Genomic DNA, 23,267 nt, shown 5'->3' on the forward strand with positions numbered 1-23,267 from the left:
CGAAAGGGCGGCTTTTTTATGCCCGCCGCTTCCCATGTTTCGCCCCTCCAGCAGAGCGGTCAAGCGTAGGCTGGCCGGGTGGACGACGCCGCGATAATCGGCTTTGTGGGCGCCCTGCTCGGTGCCCTGGTGGGGGCCGCCGGGACCTACCTGGCGACCGTGGGAGCGGCCCGGCGGCAAGGTCAGGACCGGGCGCGGGCGGTGCTGGGGGCGGTCGGGGCAGCCCTGGGCAGCGGCGGGGCCGAGGAAAGCCGGGCCAGCGCGGAAGCCACCCTGCGCTGGCTGGGGGAGCTGCGGGCGCTTCTCAACACGAATGGGCCGGAGGCCGATCAGCCCGCGCAACTCGGCCTGCGCCTGAGCATTCCCAACCTGACCCAGCCCGTGTGGGCGGGGCTGCTGGGGGCAGACCTGGGGTACGTGCCGCCCGCCGTCTACCTCAAACTCTCGGAACTGGACGCCCTCACGGCGCACGCCAACGGTTTGGCGGCGCAGTGTCTGGACCCGGCACTGACCCTCTGGCGCTTGCTGGACAGGTTGCCGCCCGACCTCACTCCCCGCCACCTCGCCGCCCTGCCTCAGCGGGCCGAGCTGGAAGCGGCGGCGCAGCGCCTGACGATGCTGCTGACCGTGCTGCTCGACCTCTACCGCCAGCATGCCGCGATCCGGCACGAGTTGCGCCCGATGCTGCCCACGCCACGCGCCGGAACGCTTACTCCGGCCACCCCGTAGAGGCGGCATGGGTTTCTTTGACCCCCCTGCCCCCGAACCCCAGCCTGTCCACCGCGCGGGGAAAGACCTGACCTGTGCCCACTGCGGCCACGCGGCCTTTTACGCGGGCGAGGCGCAGCTCAATACCCAGGGCCTCACCTTCCTGGGGTTGGACTGGCTGAACGGCAGCGCGGATTATTTTGCCTGCGCCCGCTGCGGGCACCTGCACTGGTTTCTTCAGGTGCTGCCCTGAATCGCCCCGGTTGGGATTGACGAATGCTGTATACCGCGCTATCCTTACTTCATTCAACCGCCCGAAGTGGCGGTTTTTTCATGCCTGCCCGTGTTGAGTGGCTGGGGCACCGGAAAGACCAGCCGGAAGTCGGGGACGCCCAGGGTCAGCAGGGGACGAACGGGCGGCGGCGTGGGCGTCAGGCCCCGCAGATGCCCCACGGTCAGCCGGGCGGGGGTGACGCGCCCGCTGGCCTCCAGGGGGGTCAGCAGCCAACCACCTGCCCCATCCAGCCCCGGCTGCGCGAGCGTCCGCAGGGGCGGGGGCAGAAGGGCCGTGCCGACGGGCACGCGCCAGGTGCCGACCTCGTACCCCAGGCGGGCGACCTCCGCGCCGTCCTCGTCCGTGACCCGGACCTCCCCAACGCGCCCGTTTCCAATCCAGGCAAAGTGGGCCAGATGTTTGGGAATCCCCCAGTTGCGCCGCCCCCACACGACGCTTTCGCGGGTGCTCACCACGATGGCCCGCACCTGGGGTCGCCACCCGGCGGGGGTGCGGGTGCACTGCGCCCACAGCAACTCGTCGTAGGGACCGACCGGGGACGCCGCGTAGCGCACCAGCATCAGCACGCCGGGGGGCGAGAGGGCGATCAGGCCGCGCCCGGTGAGGGTCCAGGGAGGCGGGGGCATGCGGCCAGGGTACGCGCTAGCCTGCTTGCCGATGCTCAAGCACGTCTCCTTCGTGACGCGGGACCTCGCGGCGACCCTCGCCTTTTACGTGCGGCTGGGCGGCGTGGTCGACAAAGACCTGACGACCGCCGAGGGTTACCGCCGGGGCGTGGTGCGTCTGGGGGAAGGCCGTCTCCAGTTCTTCGAGATTCCCGGCGAGACGTCCATGCCGCACCCCCACTGGGCCGAACACATCGCCCTGCACGTTCCCGGCCTCCGTGGCCTCCTGCCCAAGTTGCGGGCCGCCGGGGTGACGGTCAGCCGCGACCTCCAGCCCAGCCCCGGCGGGCGCGACATGGCCTTTGTGCTGGACCCGGACGGGCGGCAGGTGGAGTTGCTGGAGGGGGGCTTGTAACGTGTGGCTCGTGGCGTGTGGGGAGAAAAGAAGGAGGGAGACGCACGGAACGTCTCCCTCCTTCCTCTACAAGCTACAAGCCACGGGCCACCTGCACTCTCCCCCCCTACGGCCCTTCCGTGTACACCCGGCTCGGATAGTAGTACTTGTCCAGCAGCAGCTTGCCCAGCGCGACGACGGGCACGGCGAGGAGCGCTCCCACGAAGCCCAGCAGCGAGGCTCCCACCAGAATGGCGACGAGCACGGTCACCGGGTGCAGGTCGGTGGTGCGGCCCAGCACGTAGGGACTCAGAAAGTTGCTCTCGATCTGGTTGGCGAGGACAAAGACCACGACCACGAGCAGCATCTTGAGCCCCCCCAGCGGCAGCGCGAGCAGCAGGGCGGGCGTCGCGCCGATCACCGGGCCGAGGTAGGGCACGATGTTGAAGGCTCCCGCCAGAAACCCGATGGCGGCGGCGCTGGGGATTCCCAGGAGGGTCAGCCCCAAGAACACGAAGACGCCGATAAAGGTGGCGATCACGAGCTGCCCACGCACGTACCCGCCCACCGCCGTACCCAGCAGGCCGCTCAGTTCCAGCACGCGCGGCTGCCAGGGGCGCGGAAAGGCCCGCAGGAGCGAGGCGTTGACCCGGCTGTAGTCCATCATCAGGTAGATGCTCAGCAGCAAGATGATCACGATCTGCCCGACCACCCCACCGATCGAGACGATCTGCCGAAAGACCGTGCCTGTCGAGTTCAGCGCGTTTTGCAGGATGGGAATCAGGTTCTGGCCGAGGTTCTCGACGTAGGTTTGCACCGCTTCCGTGATGCGTTCGCGGGCGTCCGCGAGGTTGCCGATGCCCCGGTCTCCCAGCCAGCCGAAGAGGCGGTCGATCACCACCCCAAGTTGCCCGATCTGGTCCGGCAGCCGCGCGAGCAGGTCGATGAGCTGCGCCGAGACGGTGACCAGCAGCGCCCCCGCCAGCGCGAACAGCGCCACAAACAGCAGCAGCACGAAAAAGACCCCCAGCCCCCGCGACACCCGCCCGCGCTCCAGCCAGGTCAGGAGCGGATTGGCGAGGTAAGCGATCAGAAAGGCGATCAGGACGTTCCAGACGACGGTGCGCACCTCGCCCAGCACGCGGTAGAGGAGGTAAAAGGCCAGCCCGAAGACCAAGAGGCGAATCCAGGGACTGCGCCAGGCGTACTCGAAGGCGGTCGGCGGCTTGGGGGGCGAGATCACACCCGGCATGATACGGAGCCTCTGCCCGCCTCCGCACAGGAGCGAAAATTAACCCAGCGCCCTGCCCACGCGGCGGCTTCTGCTACAGTGGCCCCATGTTCCCGTGTTGCCTCTCCCCCGCGGCCTGAGCGACACGTCCCCCGCCGCGCCCCTTCCCTGTGTGGAGTCGGCGCGGCTTTTTCTTTTTCCCTCCCAGGAGCCCTCATGACCCAGCCCCCTGTACCCCGCACACCCGACCCCGACATCCACCTCTACGACACCCTGCGCGGCGAGAAGGTCCGCTTCGTGCCGACCACGCCCGGCCGGGTGGGGATGTACCTCTGCGGCCCCACCGTCTACTCGGACGCGCACCTCGGACACGCGAAGAAGGAGGTCGCCTTCGACGTGGTGCGGCGGGCGCTGACGCACTTCGGGTACGGGGTGCGCTACGTCACCAACGTGACCGACGTGGGCCACCTCCAGAACGACGCCGACGAGGGCGAGGACAAGCTTCAGGCCCGCGCCCGGCTGGAGCAGCTCGAGCCGATGGAGGTCGCCGACAAGTACTTCTGGTCCTTCCAACGTGACATGGACGCCCTGAACGTCCTCAAGCCGTCGATCAACCCCCGCGCGACCGGGCACATCCCCGAGCAGATCGCCCTGATCGAGGAACTGATCGAGAAGGGCCACGCCTACGAGTCGAACGGCAGCGTCTACTTCGACGTGCGCTCGTGGCCCGAGTACGGCAAGCTGTCGGGCCGCAAGCTTGACGAGCAAGCCGAGGGGACGCGGGAAGCCGTGCGCGAGGAAAAGCGCGACCCTCGCGACTTCGCCCTGTGGAAGCGGGCCGAACCAACCCACCTGATGCGCTGGGAGTCGCCCTGGGGGGTGGGCTTTCCCGGTTGGCACATCGAATGCAGCGCGATGAGTCTGAAGTACCTGGGAGAAGGCTTTGACATCCACGGCGGGGGGCTGGACCTCCAGTTCCCGCACCACGAGGCCGAGATCGCGCAGGCGGAGGCCGCCGGGCACGCCTTCGCCCGCTACTGGATGCACAACAACATGCTGACCATCGGCGGCGAGAAGATGTCCAAGAGCAAGGGCAACTTCACGACCATCCGTGACCTGCTCGAGCACCACGACCCGATGGTGGTGCGCTTCCTGCTGGTGGGCAGCCACTACCGTTCGGTGACCGAGTTCTCGGAGGAAGCCTTCCAGAGCGCCCGGAATGGGTATCGCCGCCTGACCGAAGCGCTGCACGAGGTCGAGCGCCGATTGCCGAACGCCCCGGAACGCGACGACCCGGCCCTGCGCGGCAAGATCGCCGCACACGTCGAGGAGTTCGAGCACGCCATGCGCGACGACTTCAACACGCCCCGCGCGGTGGCGGCCCTCTTCGGCTTGACGACCGACGTGAACGCGGCGCTGAACGGCGGCGCGGTCGGAAGGGGAGCACTGGAGGCCGCCCGCGACGCCTACCGCCAGCTCGGGGGCGACGTGCTGGGGCTCTTTGCGGAAGGCGCGGCCACGGGGCAGGACGACACGGAGGTCGTGGACGCCCTGATGGAACTCGTGCTGCAGGCCCGGCAGAACTACCGCCTGCAAAAGCAGTACGCCGAGGCCGACCAGCTGCGCGAGACGCTGACCCGCGTGGGCGTGACGGTGGAGGACACCAAGGACGGCCCGCGCTGGAGGAGGTGAGGGCGCGGGGGCCGGGCAGGTCCTGACTCTTGCTCAAGACTCGCCGTTCCCCGCTCATGGCCCGCACCGCTACACTTTCCCCATGTTCCCCCTCGTGCGGCAGGTGCTCGACAACTTCAATTTCGACGTGGACCCCGACCTCTCCACCGAGGAGAACGTCGAGGAGGTCATCAAGAGCGCGGCGCTGCTCTCGGGGGCGATCGCGGTCGAGCCGGTCCCCTTCGCGGACATCCTGCTGATCACGCCCCTCCAGGCCAAGATGGTGCTGCACATCGGCAAGATCTACGGCTTCGAGATCACCGCCGAGCGCTCGCGCGAGATCGTGCAGGAGCTGGGGGCCACCGTCGCCTACGGGGTCGTGGCGCGGCAGGTCATGCGCGGGGTCGCCAAGATCGCGCTGCCGGTGATCGGCGGGATCATCACCGCGCCCGCTGTGTACGGCTGGACCTTCGCGCTGGGGCGGGTCGCGCAGCAGTACTTCGAGCGCAAGCGGGCCGGGCTGCCCGCCACCCGGCAGGAACAGGTCCAGGTGATTCAGGAGGCCAAGGCGCAAAGCCGCCGGGTGCTGCCGAGCCCGCAGGACTTTTCCGACCTCGCTTCCGAGCTGCGCCGCCGCGCCGAGGAGAAGAACAAGGGACAGGGTGGGGGCCGGGGCGACCTGAACTGACCTCTTGACCCCTACTCCCGGCCTGCGCCACACTTTGCCTCAGCGTTGATCCGCAGGAGTAACGGGACACGTACCTCCGAGCGAGTCCGGGACGGTGAGAGCCGGACAGGTGGCGGCCTGCGAAGGGCGGCGGGGAGCTGAAGCGAGACGAAAGTGCCGGGGTGGGCCGAGCGCCCCCTGCGGAACTGGGGTGGAACCGCGCGGAACTTCTGCGTCCCCAGACGAGCCGGAAAAGGCCGTCTGGGGACGTTCTTGTCCGGCTCAGGAAAGGAGACAGGACATGCCCGCAACCTCGATGGAAGAACTCGTCAGCCTGTGCAAACGCCGGGGCTTTATTTTCCAGGGCAGTGAGATTTACGGCGGCCTGCAAGGCTTTTACGACTACGGCCCCCTCGGCGTGGAGCTGAAGAACAACATCAAGGCCGCGTGGTGGCGCACCAACGTCTACGAGCGCGACGACATGGAGGGCCTCGACGCCTCGATCATCATGCACCGCATGGTGCTGCGGCACTCGGGCCACGAGGCCACCTTCAGCGACCCGATGGTGGACAACAAGAAGAACGGCAAGCGCTACCGCCTCGACCATCTGGTGAAGGATCAGAAGGCCGACGTGCAGGCGAAGGTGGCCGAGTTGATGGGCGCGGACCCAGAGAACTTCGCGGCGCTGGTGGCCGCCCTGAACGCGAATCCCGCGCAGGCGTCGCAGGCGCTGAAGGACGCCGGGGTGCGCGACCCCTTCTCCGGCGAGGTGGGCGACTGGACCGAGCCGCGCCCCTTCAACATGATGTTCAAGACGACCATCGGCCCGGTTGCGGATGACGACTCCTACGGCTACCTGCGCCCGGAAACCGCGCAGGGCATCTTCACCAACTTCAAGAACGTGGTGGACTCGACCTCGCGCCGCCTCCCCTTCGGCATCGCGCAGATCGGCAAGGCGTTTCGCAACGAGATCACGCCGCGCAACTTCATCTTTCGGGTGCGCGAACTCGAGCAGATGGAGATCGAGTTTTTCTGCACGCCCGGCACCGACGAGGACTGGCACGAGCACTGGCTGGAGCGGCGCCTGAAGTGGTGGGAGGACCAGGGCGTGCCGCGCAGCAAGATCGAGATTCTGGACGTGCCCAAAGAAGACCTCGCCCACTACTCCAAGCGCACCTACGACCTGATGTACGACTACCCGACGCTGGGGCACGAGGAAATCGAGGGCATCGCCAACCGCACCGACTTCGACCTCGGCAGTCACACCAAGGCGCAGGGCGAACTCGGGATTCAGGCGAAGGTGGACGAGAACCTCGACTCGGTCGCCAAGCTGACCATCCCGCACCCCGAGACGAACAAGCCCGTCGTGCCCTTCGTGATCGAGCCGTCCGCCGGGGTGGACCGGGCGATGCTGGCGGTTCTCAGTGAGGCGTTCACCAAGGAGACGTTGGAAAACGGCTCGGAGCGCATCGTGCTGAAGCTCAAGCCCCACCTCGCGCCCATCAAGGTGGCGGTGATTCCGCTGGCCCGCAACCGCGAGGAGATCACGACGGTCGCGCGGGCGATCAAGGCCGAGCTGCAAGGCCTGGGCCTGGGCCGGGTGCTGTACGAGGACTCCGGCAACATCGGCAAGGCCTACCGCCGCCACGACGAGGTGGGGACGCCCTTCTGCGTGACCGTGGACTTCGACACCGTGGGCAAGGGCGAGGACCCCAATCTTACCGACACCGTGACCGTGCGCGACCGCGACACCTTGCAGCAGGAGCGGGTGAAGATCAGCGAGCTGGCGGGGTGGATTCAGGCGCGGCTGCGGTAAGCAGTCTGCCTGCATTTCCCATCAGGATCAGTCAAAGCCCCCGCCCCGCGCGGGGGTCCTCCTTTATATGCTCGGTCTATGCTCAAAATGAAGGCGGCCTGCGAGCGGTGCCGAACGCCGCTCCCAGCGGGCAGCGAAGCCACCATTTGCTCTTTCGAGTGCACCTTCTGCCCCGCATGCGCGTCTGCCATGGAGCATGTCTGCCCCAACTGCGGCGGAGAACTCGTGGCCCGTCCCCGGCGCACCCGTTCCGTGGTATCGGCGGCGCTGGGTCGGCTGGCGCGGCGTTAGGCCGCAGGTGGGCGGATACACGGAGCCCTAACGCTCACCCGAACCGGAGGTTTCCACTCCGGGGACTTTCTACAATCGGGGCCGAGCCGTCATCATTCGCACCTGATCCGGAGGACAGCATGACCACGACCCAGGAACCCCGGCCTCACGACAGCGCCGACCTCCGCTCCTGGCTGTGGGGCGGGGTGTTGCTGGGCCTCGGCCTGGGCGGGTTTTTCGACGGCATCGTGCTGCACCAGATTCTCCAGTGGCACCACCTGCTCAGCGAGGTCTACCTCCCTACCACGCTGGAGAACCTGAGGATCAACACTGTGGCCGACGGGTTTTTCCACGCGGCCACCTGGGTCTTCACCCTGATCGGCCTCGCTTTGCTGTGGAGGGGGACGCGGGGTCAGCACGCCCCCTGGGGGACCCCAGCGCTGATTGGGGCGCTGCTGTTCGGCTGGGGACTGTTCAATGTGGCCGAGGGGCTGGTCAACCACCAACTTCTCCAGATTCACCATGTGCGGCCCGGCCCGAATCAGGTGCTGTACGACGTGGGCTTTCTGGTGTGGGGAGCCGCCATGCTGATCGTCGGGTGGGCGCTGATGCGGCGGCCATGGGGCGGTTCCGTTCGGGCCTGAGCGGATAAGCAGGCGCTTCGGGCAGCTCTCGGCGCGGCCCGTGTGGTGGGTGGGAGTAGCGTGGGCCTGTCGCCCCTGCTCGCACTGGCCCCCGGGGTGGGGGCAGGTACACAAGTCAGGGCGAAGGCAGAGTGACGGCCTTCGCCCTTTGCTCTCCCCAGCGTCTATTCCCGCTCTTCCCCCTCCCCGTACTTGCTCTCCAGATAGCGCCGCTGCGCCTCCAGGATGCGGGTGTGCTGGCCCCGGCGCTCGTACACGACTTCCCCCATGCGGCGGCCGATCAGGTCGAGCTGCGAGACGAGCAGGCGCTCGGCGTCGGGGGTGCGGGGGGCGGCCTGGTAGATGTGCAGCAGCTCAGGCAGGTCCTCGCGGGCGGCCTGCCGGGCGTCGAAAGCGTCGCGGCCCAGTGCCTCGTCCCCGGAGGTCAGGCGCAGGGCGTCGCGGGTGGAGATGATCGCGGCGTGGAAGGCGGGGCGGGCGGCGGGGGGCAAGGCCCGCTCGCCGGAGCGCAGCAGCCGCAGCAGCCGCGCCTCGTCGTCCTCGGGAGTGACCTGCGCGAGCGGCACCTCGGGCGCGGGGGTCAGCAGGCGGCGGCCCTGGAAGAAGGTGCGGGCCACGCCCAAGAAAGCCAGGATCAGGGTGATCCCGATCAGCCACCCCGCCGGGTCCCAGCCCAGCGCGAGCAGGATGCCGAAGATCAGCAGCAGCCCCAGGACGGCGACGAAGCCCAGCACGCCCTGTACGGCCAGCCAGCCCAGGCCCTTGGCGCGGCGGCCCAGGTCGGGCGGAAGCGCGGGACGGGGCAGCGCCGGGCGCGGGGAGGACACCCAGGGATCGTCGCCGGGACGGGGAGGACGGGGGGGCACACGCGCCGACATATGGTCAGGGTACGGGGTGAGGGGCCGCCGGGTTCCCCCTGAGCTCCCGCACCCGGTCCGAGAGCGCCTGCCACGGCTCCAGCCGGAAGTGGGTGTGGCCGAGGGGACTCGTCGAGGGCAGCACCCAGACCTCCGCCCCCTCCAGCGGGAGGAGTTGCGGGCCGTAGGGCAGTTTTCCGGTAGGCAGGCCCAGCGTCTCGGAGGCGCCCCGCTTGGAGGTGAAGGCGACGAGGGCCGGACGGTAGCGCCGAATCTTCTCGCGCAGTTCGTCGGGCGCCCACGCCTCGGTGGGCAGGGCCGAGTCCACCCCGCTGTGCCGCTTCGCCACGTCGGTCAGGCCGATGCCGTACTCGGGGAGGGTGGGGTACTCGCGCGGAGCGAGTTGCCGGGGCGTCAGGCCCACCTCGGCCAGCACGCGCCAGAACTTGTTCTCCGGGTTGGCGTAGTACGCCTTCGCGCGGGCGCTGATGCGGCTGGGGGCCGTGCCGACCAGCACTAGCGTCAGCCCCTGCTCCAGCACGTCGGGGACGAGGTAGCCCTCTCCCGCAGGCACCTCAGTCGTCGTCATACCGCTCCTCCGCGAAGGGGTCGCCGCGCATGTGATACCCGTTGCGCTCCCAGAAGCCGGGGCGGTCGGCGTCCATGAACTCCAGGCCCGTCAGCCACTTGGCGCTCTTCCAGAAGTACAGGTGCGGTACCACTAGCCGTAGCGGGCCTCCGTGTTCGGGGGTCAGCGGCTCGCCGCCGAAGGTGTGCGCCAACAGGTTCTCGGGCCGGGTGAAGTCCTCCAGCGAGAGGTTGGTCGTGTACCCGCCGACGCTGTGCTGCATGACGTGGGTGGCCCTCGGCTTGAGCTGGAGGTGCTCCATCAGGTCCACCACCCGCACGCCCGTCCAGGTCGTGTCGAGCTTGCTCCAGTGGGTCACGCAGTGGATGTCGTAGGTCAGGGTGGTCTGCGGCAGCGCCATCAGGTCGGCCCAGGTGAGGGTCTTCTCCTCGGCCAGCCCGAAGACGCGCACGACGACTTCCTCCGGGCCGTACTGCTGCGCGGGGCCGTAGGTCAGCACCGGAAAGCGGGTAGTCAGCGTCTGGCCGGGGGGAACGCGGCCCCCCATGTCGTCCGCGGGTTTCTTGAAGAATTTGCCGAGCATGGGGGCATTCCACCCCCGCGCGGCGGAGCGGGGCTATGGGCGCGGGCACCTTTGGGGGCCTTTCCTCAAGGCTTTCATCAGGCTGCCCAGACAGCAGACATTTGCCTGACCTGGGAGGTGTACGCTGGACACCAACGCGGGCCAGCCGAGGCGCTGACCGGCACCCGACCTCCGGAGAGAGCCATGACCGACCACGACCAGAGAACCCGCGCCCGGCACGAGGTGGAACGCGCCCGCCGGGTGGCCCACCTGCACGACCTGCTCGCCATCCTGAGGCGCGAGCGGGGCGACCTGCTGCCCTTTGACTGGGTGCGCCACCTCGCGCCCCAGGGCGAGCATGCGCTGGGCGTGCAGGCGATTCCGGTCGAGAAGATCGCCGGGTCGGTGGACCGCTACCGCGAGTTCGACCGCCACTACCTCCCGCGCGAGCGTCACCTCGACGAGCGGTGGATCGGCGTGCGCTCGGCGCAGCTTCAGGGCAAGGAGTTGCCGCCCATTCAGGTGTACAAGGTGGGCGAACTGTACTTCGTCAAGGACGGCAACCACCGCGTCTCGGTGGCGCGGCGGCTGGGGCAGAGGTACATCGACGCGCACGTGATCGAGCTTCAGGTCACCGTGGCGCCGAACGAGCACGACACCCTGCGCGACCTCATTCTGAAGGGGGAATACACCCGCTTCCTGCGCGAGACGCGGCTGGACGAGGTGGTACCGGACCACCGCGACATCTGCTTCACCACGCCGGGGCGCTACGATCGCCTGCTGGACCATATCCGCACCCGGCAGTATTTCCTCGACCGCAAGCCGGGGCGCGAGGGGCTGCCCCCGGTGTCGTGGGAGGAGGCGGTGGAGAGCTGGTACCGCCGCCTCTACAGCCGGGTGGTCGAGAACCTGGAGAAACACGGCGTCATGGCCCGCTTTCCGGGCCGCACCGAGGCCGACCTGTACCTCTGGATCATGGACCACCGCTACTTCCTGACCCAGCAGTACGGCCACGACGTGGGCAGCGAGGAAGCCACCCGCGACTTCGGGGAGCACCACGCCCCGCCCCTCTACCGCCGGTTGGGGCAGCGGCTCAAGCTGCGCTGGCAGGGGAAATTGGGGACGGTCTAGGGAGCGTAGAACGTGGAAGAAGACCCCTCCACGTTCTACGCTCCGTTCAGCACGTACCCCACCAGCGTCCCCACGCCCCACCCGGTCGCCTCGCCGCCTTCCTGCGCGTTTCCGGCGATGTCGAGGTGCGCCCAGGGCCGGGTGACGAACTCTTGCAAGAAGAGGGCCGCTTTGATGCTGCCCCCCTGGGGCACGAGGTCGGAGTTGCGCAGGTCGGCCAGCGTCTCCTTCTGGAAGGCTTTCAGGTACGGCGCGTGCAAGGGCAACTCCCAGACGTACTCGCCCGCCGCCTCGGCGCTCGCCTTGAGCCGGGCCGCGAGGTCGGCGTCGCTGGAAAAGAGGCCCGCGATGTCGCTGCCGAGGGCGATCATCTTGGCCCCGGTCAGGGTCGCCACGTCCACGATCTCGGTGGCGCCCTCGTCGCAGGCCACCGCAAGGGCGTCGGCCAGGATCAGGCGGCCTTCCGCGTCGGTGTTCACGACCTCCACCGTCTTGCCGTTCGCGGCGCGGTAGATGTCGCCGGGACGCATGGCGTGGGGGCCGACCATGTTCTCGGCGGCGGGCACGTAGGCGCGGACTTCCAACCCTTCGGGAAGGCGGCCTTGCAGCCCCGCGAGCGCCCGCATCGCGCCGAGGACGGTGGCCGCGCCGCCCATGTCGTTTTTCATGGGGGCCATGCCCGCCGCGGGCTTGATGGAGTAGCCGCCCGTGTCGAAGGTGACGCCCTTGCCCACGAGGGCAACCACCCGCGTCACCTCGCCCCGCGCGGGGAGGGTGACCCGGATCAGGCGCGGGCCGGTCGCGCTCCCGGCGGCGACGGCGGCGAGCAGACCCATCCCCCGTGCCTCGATCTCGCTGCTGTCCCACACGTCCACATCGGCGCCGTGGCCCTCCAGGCGGCGGGCCTCTCGGGCGAGGGTGGCGGGGTTGAGCACGTTGGCGGGCGCGTTCACGAGGTCGCGGGCGAACTGGACGCCAGCGGTCAGGGCTTCGAGGCGGGCGGCGTCCGCGAGGCCCTGCACGGTCAGGGAGGCGGGGCCGGGACGGGCCTTCCCCCGGTAACGGGCATCCTTGCGCCCGGCGGCGAGGGCCGCGAGGGCGAGGGCGTCCCCGTACTCGGTCGCTTCCACCATCAGGGACGCCGCACCGAGGTCGGTCGCCAGCTTCACGAACGCCGCGCCCACCTCGCGGGCCTGTCCCGCGTGCTCGGGGGTCAGCGCGGCGGCCACGTCCCCCGACTCGCCGCGCGAGAGCAGGGCGACCTTGCCCGGCCCCAGGTCGCGGGTCACCCGCTCCGGTCCCCCGGCCGCTCCCGGCGTCACGAACGTCAGCGTCAGGTCGGCGGCCTGCGCCCCCCCCAGCGGTCCCATCACGAGTTGCATGGCCCCCAGTAGACCACGCGCCCCCCGGCAGCCGGGGCGAACTAGGCCACTTCATCTACCTTTGGACGATAGTTGACCTTAGTAAACTGTTGCCGTAGTTTAAGCGGATGACCGCTCCTCCCTCCCCCTCACCGAAGGCGGCGCCGACGCCCGAACAGGTCAGCCTGTTTATCGGGCGGATGTGGCAGTTCAACCGCAAGCTCAAGCAGGACATCAACCCGCTGCTGGTCGAGAAACACGGCCTCGATACCCGGCGCTTTTTCGTGTTGCGCGGCATCCAGACCGGGGCCACCTATCCCAAGGTGCTCGCCGAGCGGCTGGAACTGCCGCCCGCGCTGCTCAGCCGCTACCTCGACGGGCTGGCGCGGCAGGGCCTGATCGCCCGGCAACTCGACCCCGACGATTCCCGCCGCACCCGCCTGAGCCTGACCCCGGCGGGCGAGGACGCACTGGCCGCCACCGTGCAAAGTGTGCACGCGCTGGTGGGCGCCCGGCTCTCCCGCCTCGACCCCGAGACCCTGGCGACGGTGCTCGGTGCCCTCGATCTGCTTACCCAGGAGGACCCTTCGTGACTGCCCCCCTCTCCCCAGCCCCTCCCCAGTTCACCGCCCAGGAAAAACGCATCACCCTGATCGGCCTGCTGGTGGTCTTTTTGCTCGCCGCGCTCAGCCAGACCATCGTGGGCACGGCGATGCCGCGCATCATTGAGGACCTTCAGGGCTTCAACCTCTATTCGTGGGTGACCACCGCCTACCTGCTCGCCTCCACGGTGATGGTGCCCATCTACGGCAAGCTGTCCGACCTGTACGGCCGCAAACCCATTCTGGTGTTCGGGATCGTGGTCTTTCTGCTGGGGTCGGCGCTCAGCGGCCTGGCGGGGGAGCCGTGGCTGGGCAATTTCCTGGGCGGCGGGATGAACCAGCTCATCGCCTTCCGGGCGGTGGCGGGCTTCGGCGGCGCGGCGCTGTTCACCATCGCCTTTACCATCCTGGCCGACATGTTCGACCCGGCCGAGCGGGCCAAATTCGGCGGGCTGTTCGGCGCGATTTTCGGCCTTGCCAGTGTGATCGGCCCGGCGGTGGGGGGCTTTCTGACGGACCAGGCGTCGTGGCGCTGGGTCTTTTACGTCAACCTGCCGCTGGGCCTCTTCGCGCTGTTCCTGATTCTGGCGAAGATGCCCAAGCTCACGCACCGCATGGCGGGCAGGATCGACTACCTCGGCGCGGCGCTCATTCTGCTGACCACCATTCCGCTGCTGCTCGCGCTGACCTGGGGCGGCGTGACCTATCCCTGGGGCAGCGCCCGCATCCTGGGTCTGTTCGCCCTCAGCGCCGTGTCGCTGCTCGCCTTCGTGTGGGCCGAGTCGCGCACCAAGGACGCGATCATTCCGCTGAACCTCTTCCGGGTGCCGATGTTCAGCCTGGGCAACCTGGCGTCGTTCATCATGGGGATGGCGTTCCTGGGCGTGATCCTGTTCCTGCCGCTCTTTATGCAGATGGTGCTGGGCGTGTCGGCCACCAACAGCGGCTTTGCGATGCTGCCGCTGATGGGCGGGCTGATCCTGTCGAGCATCGTGGCGGGGCAGGTCGTGGCCCGCACCGGGAAATACAAGCCCTGGATGCTGGGGGGCGCGGCCGTGCTGCTGCTGGGCATCTCCCTGCTGACCTTCCTGACCCCGCAGACCACGCTGCTCGACCTGGGCTGGCGCATGTTCATCGTGGGGCTGGGGCTGGGGCCGTCGCAGAGCCTCTTTACCCTGGCGATTCAGAACGCGGTGCCGCTGGGCCAGCTCGGCATCGCCACGTCGAGCAGCCAGTTTTTCCGGCAGATCGGCTCGACCATCGGCGCGGCGGTGTTCGGCACCCTGCTGCTGAACAACCTCCACAGCGAACTGCCCAAGCATCTGCCGCAGATTCCGGGCATGCAGATGAAGGCGGACAACTTCGACCTCGGGGCGCTGCGGGCCAGCGGCACCGGGAACGGCCCGGAAAAGGAAATTCAGGCGGCCTTCGACGCCCAATACCGCCAGATCGAGGCGGCGCTGAACGGGGACGCGGCGGCGGTGAAGGCGGTCGCGGCCAATCAGGCCCTGCCCGCCGAGCTGCGCGGCCTGGTCACGGGCGGCGGGCTGGAGGCACGGGTCCACGCGGGCCTGGAAGCCCAGGCGAACGCCGTGCAGTCGGCCCTGGTGAATGGGGAGGCCGGACGGCAGGCGCTGCTGGCGAGCGGGGAAACGCCCGCCGCGCTCAAGGCCCAGCTTCGCGCCCTGCCCGCGCAGGCCCTCGCCACCCCGCAGGCGGCGCAGACGACCGCCGCGCAGGTCGGGCAGGCCATCCTCGCGCAGGAGCCGGAACTCGTGCAGGAGACCACCCGCACCACCCTGGCCGAACTGAAGACCCGCCTGAACGAGCAGGCCCGCACGCTCGCGGCCCAGCTCACGACCGGGCTGAAGGACGGCTTCACGGCGGCCATGACCCAGATGTTCGGCACCAGCCTGTGGTTCGTGCTGGCGGGGCTGCTGGTGACCCTGTTCGTGCCGGTGCTGCCGCTGCGCTCGAAGGCCGAGCCGGTGACGGTGGCGGGGACGCCGGAGGCGCAGCCGGGGGACTGAACCCAACGGAGCCTTGCCCAGCCCTCTCCCCGGTGGAGGGGGCTTTTTTGTTTGTGGCTGTGGAGCAACTTTCCCGGACTTCCCTGCATAACTGGGACATGACCAACCCTACGCGGAAGGAGGGGCGGCCGACCGGGCTCGCGCTGGGCCTGGGGGTGGGCCTCGCCCTCGCGGCAGCACTGGGGAGGCGGAGGCGCCGAGGCTGAGGCCGCTCTCCCTCCCCGCCGTATACTCCCCCTTACTGTGACTGGTTCCATTCAAATCACCGAGGGCGCCCTCGCGTCCCTGATCGGGCTGACCGCGCACGAGGTGCCGGGCGTGGTCGGCATGGCCCCGGCGAACCTCAAGGAAGGCATCTCCCGCGTGCTGGGCCGCGCCAACGCCCGCGAAGGCGTCGTGGTGACCCGCGAGGGCGGGGACTACTCCGCCGACCTCTACATCGTGATGGCCTACGGGGTCAGCATCCCGACCGTCGCCCAGAACATCAAGGAACGGGTCGAGCACCTCGTGCGGACCCAGGCGGGTATCGACCTCAGGGCCACGCGGATTCACGCGGTGGGGGTGCAGCGTGCCTGAGCACACCACTTCCCTGACCCCCGCCGACCTCGCCCGGATGCTGCGGGTGGCGACCGACTGGCTGGGCGTGTACCGCGAGCAGGTCAACGCCCTGAACGTCTACCCGGTCCCCGACGGCGACACTGGCACGAACATGCACCTCACCCTGCAATCGGTGCGGCGCGAACTCGACACCTGCGACGAATCCAGCATGGCCTCGGTCGCCCGCGCGATCAGCTACGGGGCGCTGCTGGGGGCGCGGGGCAACTCCGGGGTGATCCTGTCGCAACTGCTCAAGGGCTTCGCAGAGACGGTGCGCGGGGTCAGCGCCGTGGACGCCGCCACCCTCGCCGCCGCCTTCCGGGCCGCGCAAAAGGCCGGGTACGGGGCCGTGATGAAGCCCGTCGAGGGCACCATCCTGACCGTCGCGCGGGGCGTGGCGGATGGGGCGAACGGCCCCCGCGAGCGCGAGACGGTGGACGCGGTGCTGGAACAGGCCCTTTTTGAAGGGCAGAAATTGCTGGACCAGACCCCCGACATGCTCCCGGCCCTCAAGCAGGCGGGCGTGATCGACTCTGGCGGCCAGGGCTACCTGTACGTGGTGCAGGGGATGCTGGCGGCCCTGCGCGGCGAGGCTCTGCCCGAGGCCCCCGAGGTCACGGGCTACGCGGGCGAGCAGTTCGAGACCGAGGAATTCGGCTACTGCACCGAGTTCCTGATGTCGGAGGCGACCAAGCCCATCGAGGAGATCCGCGACCTCGTGACGCCCTTCGGGGACAGCCTGCTCGTCGTGGGCGCGGAGGGCTACGTCAAGGGCCACATCCACACCAACGAGCCCGACGCGCTGCTGGCGACGGTGGGCCGCTACGGGCGGATGCTCAAGACCAAGGTCGAGGACATGTCCGAGCAGCACACCGAGATTCTGGGCATGGCGGGGGCGGCGGCCCGCGCCGAGGAGGAGGTGCCGCCGTCCGGCCTCGTCGCGGTGGCGAGCGGCTACGGCCTCGTCAAGCTGTTCCGTTCGCTGGGTGCCCGCATCGTGTCGGGCGGACAGACCGCCAACCCCAGCGTGCAGGACATCGTGGACGCGGTGCGGTCGGTCAGTGCCGATCAGGTGCTGATCCTCCCCAACAACAAGAACGTGCTGATGGCCGCCGAAAAGGCGATGGAACTGATGGAGGGCCGCGCCGTGGTCGTGCCGACCCGCACGCTGGGACAAGGCATCGGGGCCGCGCTCGCCTTCCAGCCCGACAGCGACGCCGAGAGCCTGCGCGAGGCGATGGCGGAGGCGGCGGGCCGGGTGACCACCTTTGAAGTCACCCGCGCGAGCCGCTCGACCAACATCACGACGAAGGAAGGCGAGACGCTGGAGATCACGGAGGGCGACGTGATCGGTCTGAAGGACGACGAACTCGTGCAATCGGGCGGCACCCCGGAAGACAGCGTGCTGCACATGCTGAACCGCAGCTACGAGGGCCAGGAGGTCATCACGGTCTTCGGTGGGCCGCAGAGCACCCCCGAGAGTCTGGAAGCCCTGGCTGGGCGCCTCCGCCACGCCTTCCCGCTCGCGGAGGTGGAGGTGCACTCGGGCGGGCCGGACCTGTACGACTATCTGGTGACGCTGGAGTAGGCGGCAAGAGAGCGCCGGAGGGGTCGGGGCATTTCCCGGCCCTTCGCCTTTGGCCCTCACCCGGTTGGGAGGCGGGAGGCGCACGCTGGGGCAACAAACCGCACAAGCACGCGGCATCCCTCAGCGGTGCAGCCCCGCCGCCTCTTCTTCCGTCAGCGGCGCGATTCCCAGCGGCAGCAGAAAAGAGCGGCCCCCTCCGGCATTGGCCTCCTCATAGGCTTCGCCCTTCCGCATCAGAAGAATCAGGTCGCGTTGCAGCTCGCGGGCCTGCTCGTCGGTGAGGCGGAAGACAGGAAAGCCTTGCAGCATCAGCGCGGCGGGTCCCTGCCACTCCTGGAGGGCGCTGACGCGGCGGTCAGCCGGGCTGCCCTGATCCATGTGGTAGCCGGGCGGCTCCGGCGTCGCGTACAGCCACCAGCCCCAGCGCCGTCCGGACTCGCGCAGGGCACGGCTGAATTCGCGGTCGGCGGCGTGGTGGAACAGGTGATAGGTCCGCGCCGCAGAAGCGCCGGTCAGTTCCCCCAGGTCGGCGGCGGGCGTGTTCAGGTGATCCACGAAATAGGCGTCGGCACTGGGTCGGTAGTGCTTGACCGCGCGGCCTGCCCGACGTTCCAGGCGGCTCACCCGCAGCAGCCCGGCCCGCGCGAGGGCCTGCACGTCCCGGTGGACCACCCGCAGGTCCAGCCCCGTCTGGCGGGCCGCCGCCGAAACGGTCGTCTCCCCACTCAGAAAGGCCGCCAGCACCCGCCGGGGCCGCTCGCGCAGCAGCAGGGCGATGGCGGCGGGGTCGGCGACCTCGAAGAAGTCGCCGTCCGGGCTACTCGCACTTGAGGATTTCACGGTGAGTAGTATGGCGCGGACACTCGGGGCATGACTGAACTCACCTTGTCGGAACTGACCGCACGAACCAACCCCGAGGCGCCGCTGGTCCTGCTGGGCCGCCTGTGGAATGGGGTGGACGAGCACGCGACCGAGGACGGCGCAGTGCAGATCGAGAATGGTCGCATCAGCTTCGCGGGCGAACGGGCGGCGCTGGAGGTTCCGGACACCGCCCTGACCATTCGTACCGGGGGCACGCTGATGCCGGGCCTGATCGACCTGCATGTTCACGCCCGACCGGGCTATCTGGCCTGGTTCATGGCGGCGGGCGTGACGACCGTGCGGGACGCCTGCAACGCGCTGGAGATGGTGGAGCGGATGCAGGCGCTCGCGCTGAAGCCCCGGTTGCTGCCCTGCGGCCCGCTGCTGGACGGCCCCGACGCCTTCTTCCACAACTTCGGTCCGGGAGCCGTCCACCGGCCGGGCGACGGACTGGAACGCCGCGCCGGGGCGTGGGTGGTGGACACGCCCCAGGCGGCGCGGGACGCAGTGACCTTCCTGCACGCGCAGGGCATCACCCAGCTCAAGCTGTACGAGCAACTTGCGCCGGAGGTGTACGAGGCGGCGGCCCTCCGTGCTCGGGAGCTGGACCTGCCCGTCATGACCGACCTCGGCATGCTGAGCACGCGCGGGCTGACGGGTGCGCGGGTGGACGCCCGGCAGGCGCTCGCGCTGGGTGTGCGGACCATCGAGCACGTGTCCGGCTACGCCCTGGCCTACCAGAGGATGGGCGGTGATCCCCTCGCGGAGAGGCTGGACGGCACCCTGCTGGACGACCTCGCGGGCCTCACGGTGGAGGCAGGCACGGCGCTCGTCCCCACCCTGATGATCTTCGCCACGCTCGCCCGCGATGAAGCCTTTGATACGTCCGGCGTGCCGCTGGCCGATCTGGACGATGCGGTGCAGGCGAGTCTTCAAGCCCAGTGGCAGAGGGTTCACGCGGGCACCGCGCCCGTTCGCCACCATGCCCGCGCGGACTTGCGGCTGGCCTCCGAACTGCTGACCCGCGTTCGGGCGTTGGGCGGACGCATCGGGGCGGGCACCGACACCCCCGCTGCCGCGTTCAACCTGCCCGGTGGCGGGCTGCATCAGGAGCTGGAGCTGCTGGCGCAGGCGGGCCTCTCGCCCCTGGATGCCCTGAGGGCCGCGACGAGCGAGGCCGGGCAGATTCTGGGGCGGCCGGACCTCGGCGTGCTGCGGGAGGGCGCGGTGGCCGACGTGCTCGTCGTGCGCGGCAATCCCCTGCGCGACCTGCGGGCGACCCGGCAGATCGCGGCGGTGGTGCAGGGCGGACGGGTCCACACCCCAGAGGCCTTGCGCGAGGCGGTCGTGCGGCAGGGAGCGGAAATGGAGCTGGCACGGTCCTCCTGACCGCTTCCCAAGAGGGCGGAACGCGGAGGAGCCAGGCCGCGTCCCGCCCTCATTCCTCCCCGAACACGTCCAGCGGCAAAAAGGCGCTCACCGTGTAGTTGGGCGCGTCCACGATCTGGCTGATCTTGAGGTCCACGCAGGCGCTCGACAGGACATACGCCTGCTCCAGCGTCAGGCCCCGCGCCTCCAGCCGCCGCAGCAGGGGGCGCAGGGCAAGGCGGGCGGCTTCCATCAGGTCGGGGTGGTGGCCGGTGGCCGCGTGCCAGCGGCGGCTGCTTCCGCCGTGGGTGGGGGTGGCGAACTCGGGGGTGACGAGGTTCGCGCCGCGCTCCACGCCGAAGCGCAGGGTGACCCGCCCCGCGCACTCGATCCCGGTGCCTGACAGCTCGCCGTCGCCCTGCGCCGCGTGCAGGTCGCCCACCGAGAACAGCGCCCCCGGCGCCTCGACCGGCAACCAGAGGGTGCTGCCCGCCACGAGTTGCCGGATGTCCATGTTGCCGCCCACCGAGCGGGGCGGCGCGGTGGGGTGCGGCCCAGGCTCGCCCGGTGCCACGCCCATCACACCGGGAAAGGGGGCCAGTGGGACCCGGATGCCCGGCAGGAACTCGGCGTGGTCGCCTGCCCGCAGGTCCCAGAGGTGGGTGTAGGGCTTCAGGCCCTCGGCGCCCAGCACGGCATCCAGCAGGCCGATGCCGTCCGGGCGGCACCCGGTCCAGCCCCAGGCGGCGGTGCGAACCTCCAAGAGTTCCACGCGCAGAGCGTCCCCCGGCTCAGTGCCCTCCACGAAGACGGGGCCAGTGAGCGGGTGCCCGCGTGGGCCGGGGCGTGGGCCGTGGGCATCCGCCGCCGCGAGCGCGAGCAAGTCTGCTGGGCCGGAAGCGTCCCCCTGCGCCGCCCGCCGCGCCACCCCGCCGTCCGAGGCGTCGAGCGTGTCGAAGGTCACCGTGTCGCCGGGGCGAACGCTCAGGGCCGGGGCCAGGGCGCGGTCCCAGGCGGTGTGGATGGACTCGGGGCCGAGGTGGTGATGGGTCATGCGGCCAGACTACGGCCCGGCCGCCGCCCCGGTATCCTCCGCCCATGCTCGACCCGCACGGCCCCCTCCCCTTTTCCGCTGCCGTTCATCCGACGGCCCGCCCCGCCACGCGCCTGACCTGGGACTCGCGCGAGGCGTCCCCTGAGGTCGCCTTCGTGGCCCTCCCCGGCGAGACGATGCACGGCAACCGCTTCGTGGAGGCGGCGCTGGCGGCGGGCGCCCCCTTCGTGCTGACCGATCTGGACGTGGAGCGGGCGGTGCGGGTGCCGGACGCGCGAGAGGCCCTGTTCGCCTGGGCACGCTCGGAACGGGCACACAGCCCGCTGGTGGTCGGCATCACGGGGAGCGTGGGCAAGACGACCGCCAAAAGCTACGCGGCGGCGGCGCTGGACGCGGCCTATATGCCGGTCTACAACACCATGCCCGCCATCGCCTGCTTCCTGACCCAGCACGGGCGCGGCGGGCGGCCCCTGGTGGTCGAGATGGGCATCGACCGGGTGGGCGAGATGGCCGAGTTGGTGGACCTCGTGCGGCCGGACGTGGGCGTGGTGACCGCGATCGGGGCCGCGCACCTGGAGCAGCTCGGCAGCCTGGAGGGGGTGGCCCGCGAGAAGGGCGTGATCCTGCAAGGGCGCCGGGGGCTGGTGGGCACCCAGGCCGCGCCGTGGTTTCCGCGCACGCCGACCTACGGCTTCGGGGAGGGGGTGACCTACGCCGGGGAAGGGCTGGAGGTGACCCCGCAGGGCGCCCGGTTCACCTTCCGGGGCGTGCCCGTCACGCTGCCCCTCGCCTCGCGCGTGCAGGCGGAGGCGGCGGTGCTGGGCCTCGCGCTCGCGGCGGAGGCGGGGGTGGGGCTGGAGGAGGCCGCCGCCCGGCTCGCCGGGGTGACGGTGCCGGGAGGACGCTACCGGGTCCATCCCGGCCGCTACACCGTGATTGACGACGCTTACAACGCCTCCCCGCTCGCGGTGACCGCCGCGCTGGACGCCCTCGCTGCCTTTCCGGGCCGCCGCATCAGCGTGCTGGGGCGGATGCTGGAGCTGGGCGAGACCGAGCGCGAATTGCACGCGGAGGTCGGTGCCCACGCCCGGGCGCGGGCCGACCTGACCTACGGGGTGGGCGCCTTTGCCCATGAACTGGGCGACCGGGCCCACGCCACCGTCTCCGAGTTGCTGGCCGACCTGCTGGCCGAGGTCCAAGACGGCGACGTGATTCTGGTCAAGGCCAGCCGGGGCATCTCGTGGACCCCGGAGCGGCGGGCGCAGGAGGGCGTGGGGCTGGACGTGGTGGTGGGAGCGCTGCTGGAGGCGAGGGGGTAGGGCGGGGCCGCTGAGGGGACGGGGCGGCCCCACCTTCTCAGCCCTGACCGCGAAACAATGTCCCCATGCGCCCCCTCCTTTGCCTCAGCCCCCTGCTGCTCCTCGCTGCCTGTGCCCCTGCCCCCACCTCCGGCACTGCCACCCGCCCCACCCTGACCGTCCCCGCCTTCGACGCGGCCTTCTCCCCCGGTGGCGTGGCCTGGATCGAGGCCGGACGCGCCTGCGTCGCCCGCGCCCCCTCCTACCATCCCGTCTGCCCGCGTCTCCCCGGCCCGGCGGTCGCGGTGGCCTGGAATGACGGCGACGCCTGGGTGGCCCTGCCCGGCGCGGGCCTCCTGCTGACCCTCGACCGGGCGGCCCGCTCGGTGCCGGTGGGCCGGGTGGTGGCCCTGTCGAGCACCCGCGCCTACCGCGAGGACGGCACGGCGGTGACCTACGCCGGACAGCCCGCGCGGGGGGTGGCCGGAGCGCCCACGGCGGTCGTGACGGGCGGCGACGGCGAGGACTATGCCCTGGTCGCCGGAACCCTGCGCCGGGTCGCGGACGGGGCCGTGGTGGAAACCAGCCCGCTGCCCTTCCTGACCGCCACGCCGACCGGGGCCGCCACCTTTACCCCGCCGACCGCCGCCACGCGGGTGGACCGCTTCCGGCTGACGGGCGAGGCGCTGCAACGGCTGGACGCCTCGGGCCGCGTGCTTGTCAGCGTGCCGCACGGGCCGGGCCGTGTCGGCTTGGTCGGGGCGGACGTGGTGACGGTCGCGCCCGGTGGAGCGGTGCGGGTCTTCGGGACGGGTCTGGAGCCGGTCCGCCGCTGACTCGCGCCAGCTCCGCGCCCCGCCCCCCCCGGCGGGGCGCGTCTTCATGATTCGGGGGGAGCAGAAGCGAAGGCGTCCCAGCGCGGCCTTTTCGGCTGTCAGAGTTCGGTGACGGGGGGGGTGGTTGCATGGGCGGCGATATCGGCCGACGCTCCTGCCACCCCCAGCACGGCGCTGCGGCGCGGTGGGAACCCCGGCCCGATCTCGGTGAGAAGTCTTAAATCCGCCCCGC

The 23,267-nt window shown here is 70.1% G+C and carries 24 protein-coding genes; 16 read left to right on the plus strand and 8 right to left on the minus strand.

Annotation, left to right across the window (positions count from 1 at the left end; all coding sequences use genetic code 11):
• The first annotated feature begins 78 nt into the window (after positions 1-78).
• On the plus strand, positions 79-729 hold the full coding sequence (locus L1280_RS10075) for a hypothetical protein (RefSeq protein WP_253582081.1): 651 nt from the start codon (positions 79-81) through the stop codon (positions 727-729).
• Between the two features lie 7 nt (positions 730-736).
• Positions 737-961, plus strand: coding sequence for a hypothetical protein (locus L1280_RS10080; RefSeq protein ID WP_253582082.1), 225 nt, complete (start codon positions 737-739; stop codon positions 959-961).
• Between the two features lie 53 nt (positions 962-1,014).
• On the opposite strand, the gene L1280_RS10085 is transcribed toward L1280_RS10080, so the two are convergent.
• The gene (locus L1280_RS10085; RefSeq protein ID WP_253582084.1) at positions 1,015-1,629 is read right to left on the minus strand and encodes a hypothetical protein; all 615 of its coding nucleotides are present in this window, start codon (positions 1,627-1,629) and stop codon (positions 1,015-1,017) included.
• A gap of 31 nt (positions 1,630-1,660) precedes the next feature.
• On the opposite strand from L1280_RS10085, the gene L1280_RS10090 reads away from it, so the two are divergent.
• On the plus strand, positions 1,661-2,023 hold the full coding sequence (locus L1280_RS10090) for a VOC family protein (protein WP_253582085.1): 363 nt from the start codon (positions 1,661-1,663) through the stop codon (positions 2,021-2,023).
• A 106-nt stretch (positions 2,024-2,129) separates the two neighbouring features.
• On the opposite strand, the gene L1280_RS10095 is transcribed toward L1280_RS10090, so the two are convergent.
• Positions 2,130-3,245, minus strand: coding sequence for an AI-2E family transporter (locus L1280_RS10095; protein WP_253582087.1), 1,116 nt, complete (start codon positions 3,243-3,245; stop codon positions 2,130-2,132).
• Positions 3,246-3,449: 204 nt separating this feature from the next.
• On the opposite strand from L1280_RS10095, the gene cysS reads away from it, so the two are divergent.
• The 5 genes from cysS (at position 3,450) to L1280_RS10115 (ending at position 8,301) form a co-directional block, all read left to right on the plus strand.
• The gene (cysS, locus tag L1280_RS10100) at positions 3,450-4,925 is read left to right on the plus strand and encodes a cysteine--tRNA ligase (protein WP_253582089.1); all 1,476 of its coding nucleotides are present in this window, start codon (positions 3,450-3,452) and stop codon (positions 4,923-4,925) included.
• An 82-nt stretch (positions 4,926-5,007) separates the two neighbouring features.
• Positions 5,008-5,592, plus strand: coding sequence for a YcjF family protein (locus L1280_RS10105; RefSeq protein WP_253582090.1), 585 nt, complete (start codon positions 5,008-5,010; stop codon positions 5,590-5,592).
• Positions 5,593-5,872: 280 nt separating this feature from the next.
• Positions 5,873-7,387 (plus strand): glycine--tRNA ligase, encoded by a 1,515-nt coding sequence (locus tag L1280_RS10110; RefSeq protein ID WP_253582092.1) that lies wholly within the window; start codon positions 5,873-5,875, stop codon positions 7,385-7,387.
• 87 nt (positions 7,388-7,474) lie between these two features.
• Positions 7,475-7,678 (plus strand): DUF1272 domain-containing protein, encoded by a 204-nt coding sequence (locus L1280_RS15840; RefSeq protein ID WP_371922909.1) that lies wholly within the window; start codon positions 7,475-7,477, stop codon positions 7,676-7,678.
• A gap of 119 nt (positions 7,679-7,797) precedes the next feature.
• On the plus strand, positions 7,798-8,301 hold the full coding sequence (locus tag L1280_RS10115) for a DUF2243 domain-containing protein (RefSeq protein ID WP_253582094.1): 504 nt from the start codon (positions 7,798-7,800) through the stop codon (positions 8,299-8,301).
• Between the two features lie 164 nt (positions 8,302-8,465).
• Here the strand turns inward: L1280_RS10115 and L1280_RS10120 are convergent, their stop codons facing one another.
• The 3 genes from L1280_RS10120 to L1280_RS10130 are packed head-to-tail and all read right to left on the minus strand — an operon-like array spanning position 8,466 to position 10,330.
• Positions 8,466-9,179, minus strand: a complete 714-nt coding sequence (locus L1280_RS10120; RefSeq protein ID WP_253582095.1) for a hypothetical protein — start codon at positions 9,177-9,179, stop codon at positions 8,466-8,468.
• Positions 9,180-9,183: 4 nt separating this feature from the next.
• Positions 9,184-9,747, minus strand: a complete 564-nt coding sequence (locus tag L1280_RS10125; RefSeq protein ID WP_253582097.1) for a mismatch-specific DNA-glycosylase — start codon at positions 9,745-9,747, stop codon at positions 9,184-9,186.
• Entirely contained in the window at positions 9,734-10,330 is a 597-nt protein-coding gene (locus L1280_RS10130; RefSeq protein ID WP_253582098.1) for a sulfite oxidase-like oxidoreductase, read from the minus strand. Before L1280_RS10130 ends, L1280_RS10125 begins: the two co-directional genes overlap by 14 nt.
• 183 nt (positions 10,331-10,513) lie before the next feature.
• Between L1280_RS10130 and L1280_RS10135 the strand changes: the two genes are divergently transcribed.
• Entirely contained in the window at positions 10,514-11,440 is a 927-nt protein-coding gene (locus tag L1280_RS10135) for a DUF4032 domain-containing protein (protein ID WP_253582100.1), read from the plus strand.
• 35 nt (positions 11,441-11,475) lie between these two features.
• On the opposite strand, the gene L1280_RS10140 is transcribed toward L1280_RS10135, so the two are convergent.
• On the minus strand, positions 11,476-12,822 hold the full coding sequence (locus tag L1280_RS10140) for a leucyl aminopeptidase family protein (protein WP_253582102.1): 1,347 nt from the start codon (positions 12,820-12,822) through the stop codon (positions 11,476-11,478).
• A 107-nt stretch (positions 12,823-12,929) separates the two neighbouring features.
• Between L1280_RS10140 and L1280_RS10145 the strand changes: the two genes are divergently transcribed.
• From L1280_RS10145 to L1280_RS10160, 4 genes are all read left to right on the plus strand, one after another.
• Positions 12,930-13,394, plus strand: coding sequence for a MarR family winged helix-turn-helix transcriptional regulator (locus L1280_RS10145; RefSeq protein WP_253582104.1), 465 nt, complete (start codon positions 12,930-12,932; stop codon positions 13,392-13,394).
• Entirely contained in the window at positions 13,391-15,433 is a 2,043-nt protein-coding gene (locus L1280_RS10150) for an MFS transporter (RefSeq protein WP_253582106.1), read from the plus strand. Before L1280_RS10145 ends, L1280_RS10150 begins: the two co-directional genes overlap by 4 nt.
• Before the next feature lie 243 nt (positions 15,434-15,676).
• The gene (locus L1280_RS10155) at positions 15,677-16,009 is read left to right on the plus strand and encodes an Asp23/Gls24 family envelope stress response protein (RefSeq protein WP_253582108.1); all 333 of its coding nucleotides are present in this window, start codon (positions 15,677-15,679) and stop codon (positions 16,007-16,009) included.
• A 37-nt stretch (positions 16,010-16,046) separates the two neighbouring features.
• Complete coding sequence (locus tag L1280_RS10160) at positions 16,047-17,618, plus strand: DAK2 domain-containing protein (protein WP_253582323.1); 1,572 nt, start codon at positions 16,047-16,049, stop codon at positions 17,616-17,618.
• A 120-nt stretch (positions 17,619-17,738) separates the two neighbouring features.
• On the opposite strand, the gene L1280_RS10165 is transcribed toward L1280_RS10160, so the two are convergent.
• Positions 17,739-18,458, minus strand: a complete 720-nt coding sequence (locus L1280_RS10165) for a hypothetical protein (RefSeq protein ID WP_253582109.1) — start codon at positions 18,456-18,458, stop codon at positions 17,739-17,741.
• Positions 18,459-18,488: 30 nt separating this feature from the next.
• Here L1280_RS10165 and L1280_RS10170 point away from each other — a divergent pair, with 30 nt between their 5' ends.
• Entirely contained in the window at positions 18,489-19,868 is a 1,380-nt protein-coding gene (locus L1280_RS10170; RefSeq protein WP_253582111.1) for an amidohydrolase family protein, read from the plus strand.
• Between the two features lie 49 nt (positions 19,869-19,917).
• On the opposite strand, the gene L1280_RS10175 is transcribed toward L1280_RS10170, so the two are convergent.
• Positions 19,918-20,901 carry an acetamidase/formamidase family protein gene (locus L1280_RS10175; protein ID WP_253582113.1) on the minus strand — a complete coding sequence of 328 codons (984 nt, stop codon included), beginning with the start codon at positions 20,899-20,901 and terminating at the stop codon, positions 19,918-19,920.
• A 44-nt stretch (positions 20,902-20,945) separates the two neighbouring features.
• Between L1280_RS10175 and murF the strand changes: the two genes are divergently transcribed.
• Positions 20,946-22,220 (plus strand): UDP-N-acetylmuramoyl-tripeptide--D-alanyl-D-alanine ligase, encoded by a 1,275-nt coding sequence (murF, locus tag L1280_RS10180; RefSeq protein WP_253582114.1) that lies wholly within the window; start codon positions 20,946-20,948, stop codon positions 22,218-22,220.
• Positions 22,221-22,285: 65 nt separating this feature from the next.
• Positions 22,286-23,035: a hypothetical protein gene (locus L1280_RS10185; protein WP_253582334.1), complete on the plus strand. Its 750-nt coding sequence runs from the start codon at positions 22,286-22,288 to the stop codon at positions 23,033-23,035.
• The last annotated feature ends 232 nt before the right edge of the window (positions 23,036-23,267 follow it).

Source organism: Deinococcus sp. HSC-46F16 (assembly GCF_024171495.1).
GTDB lineage: Bacteria > Deinococcota > Deinococci > Deinococcales > Deinococcaceae > Deinococcus.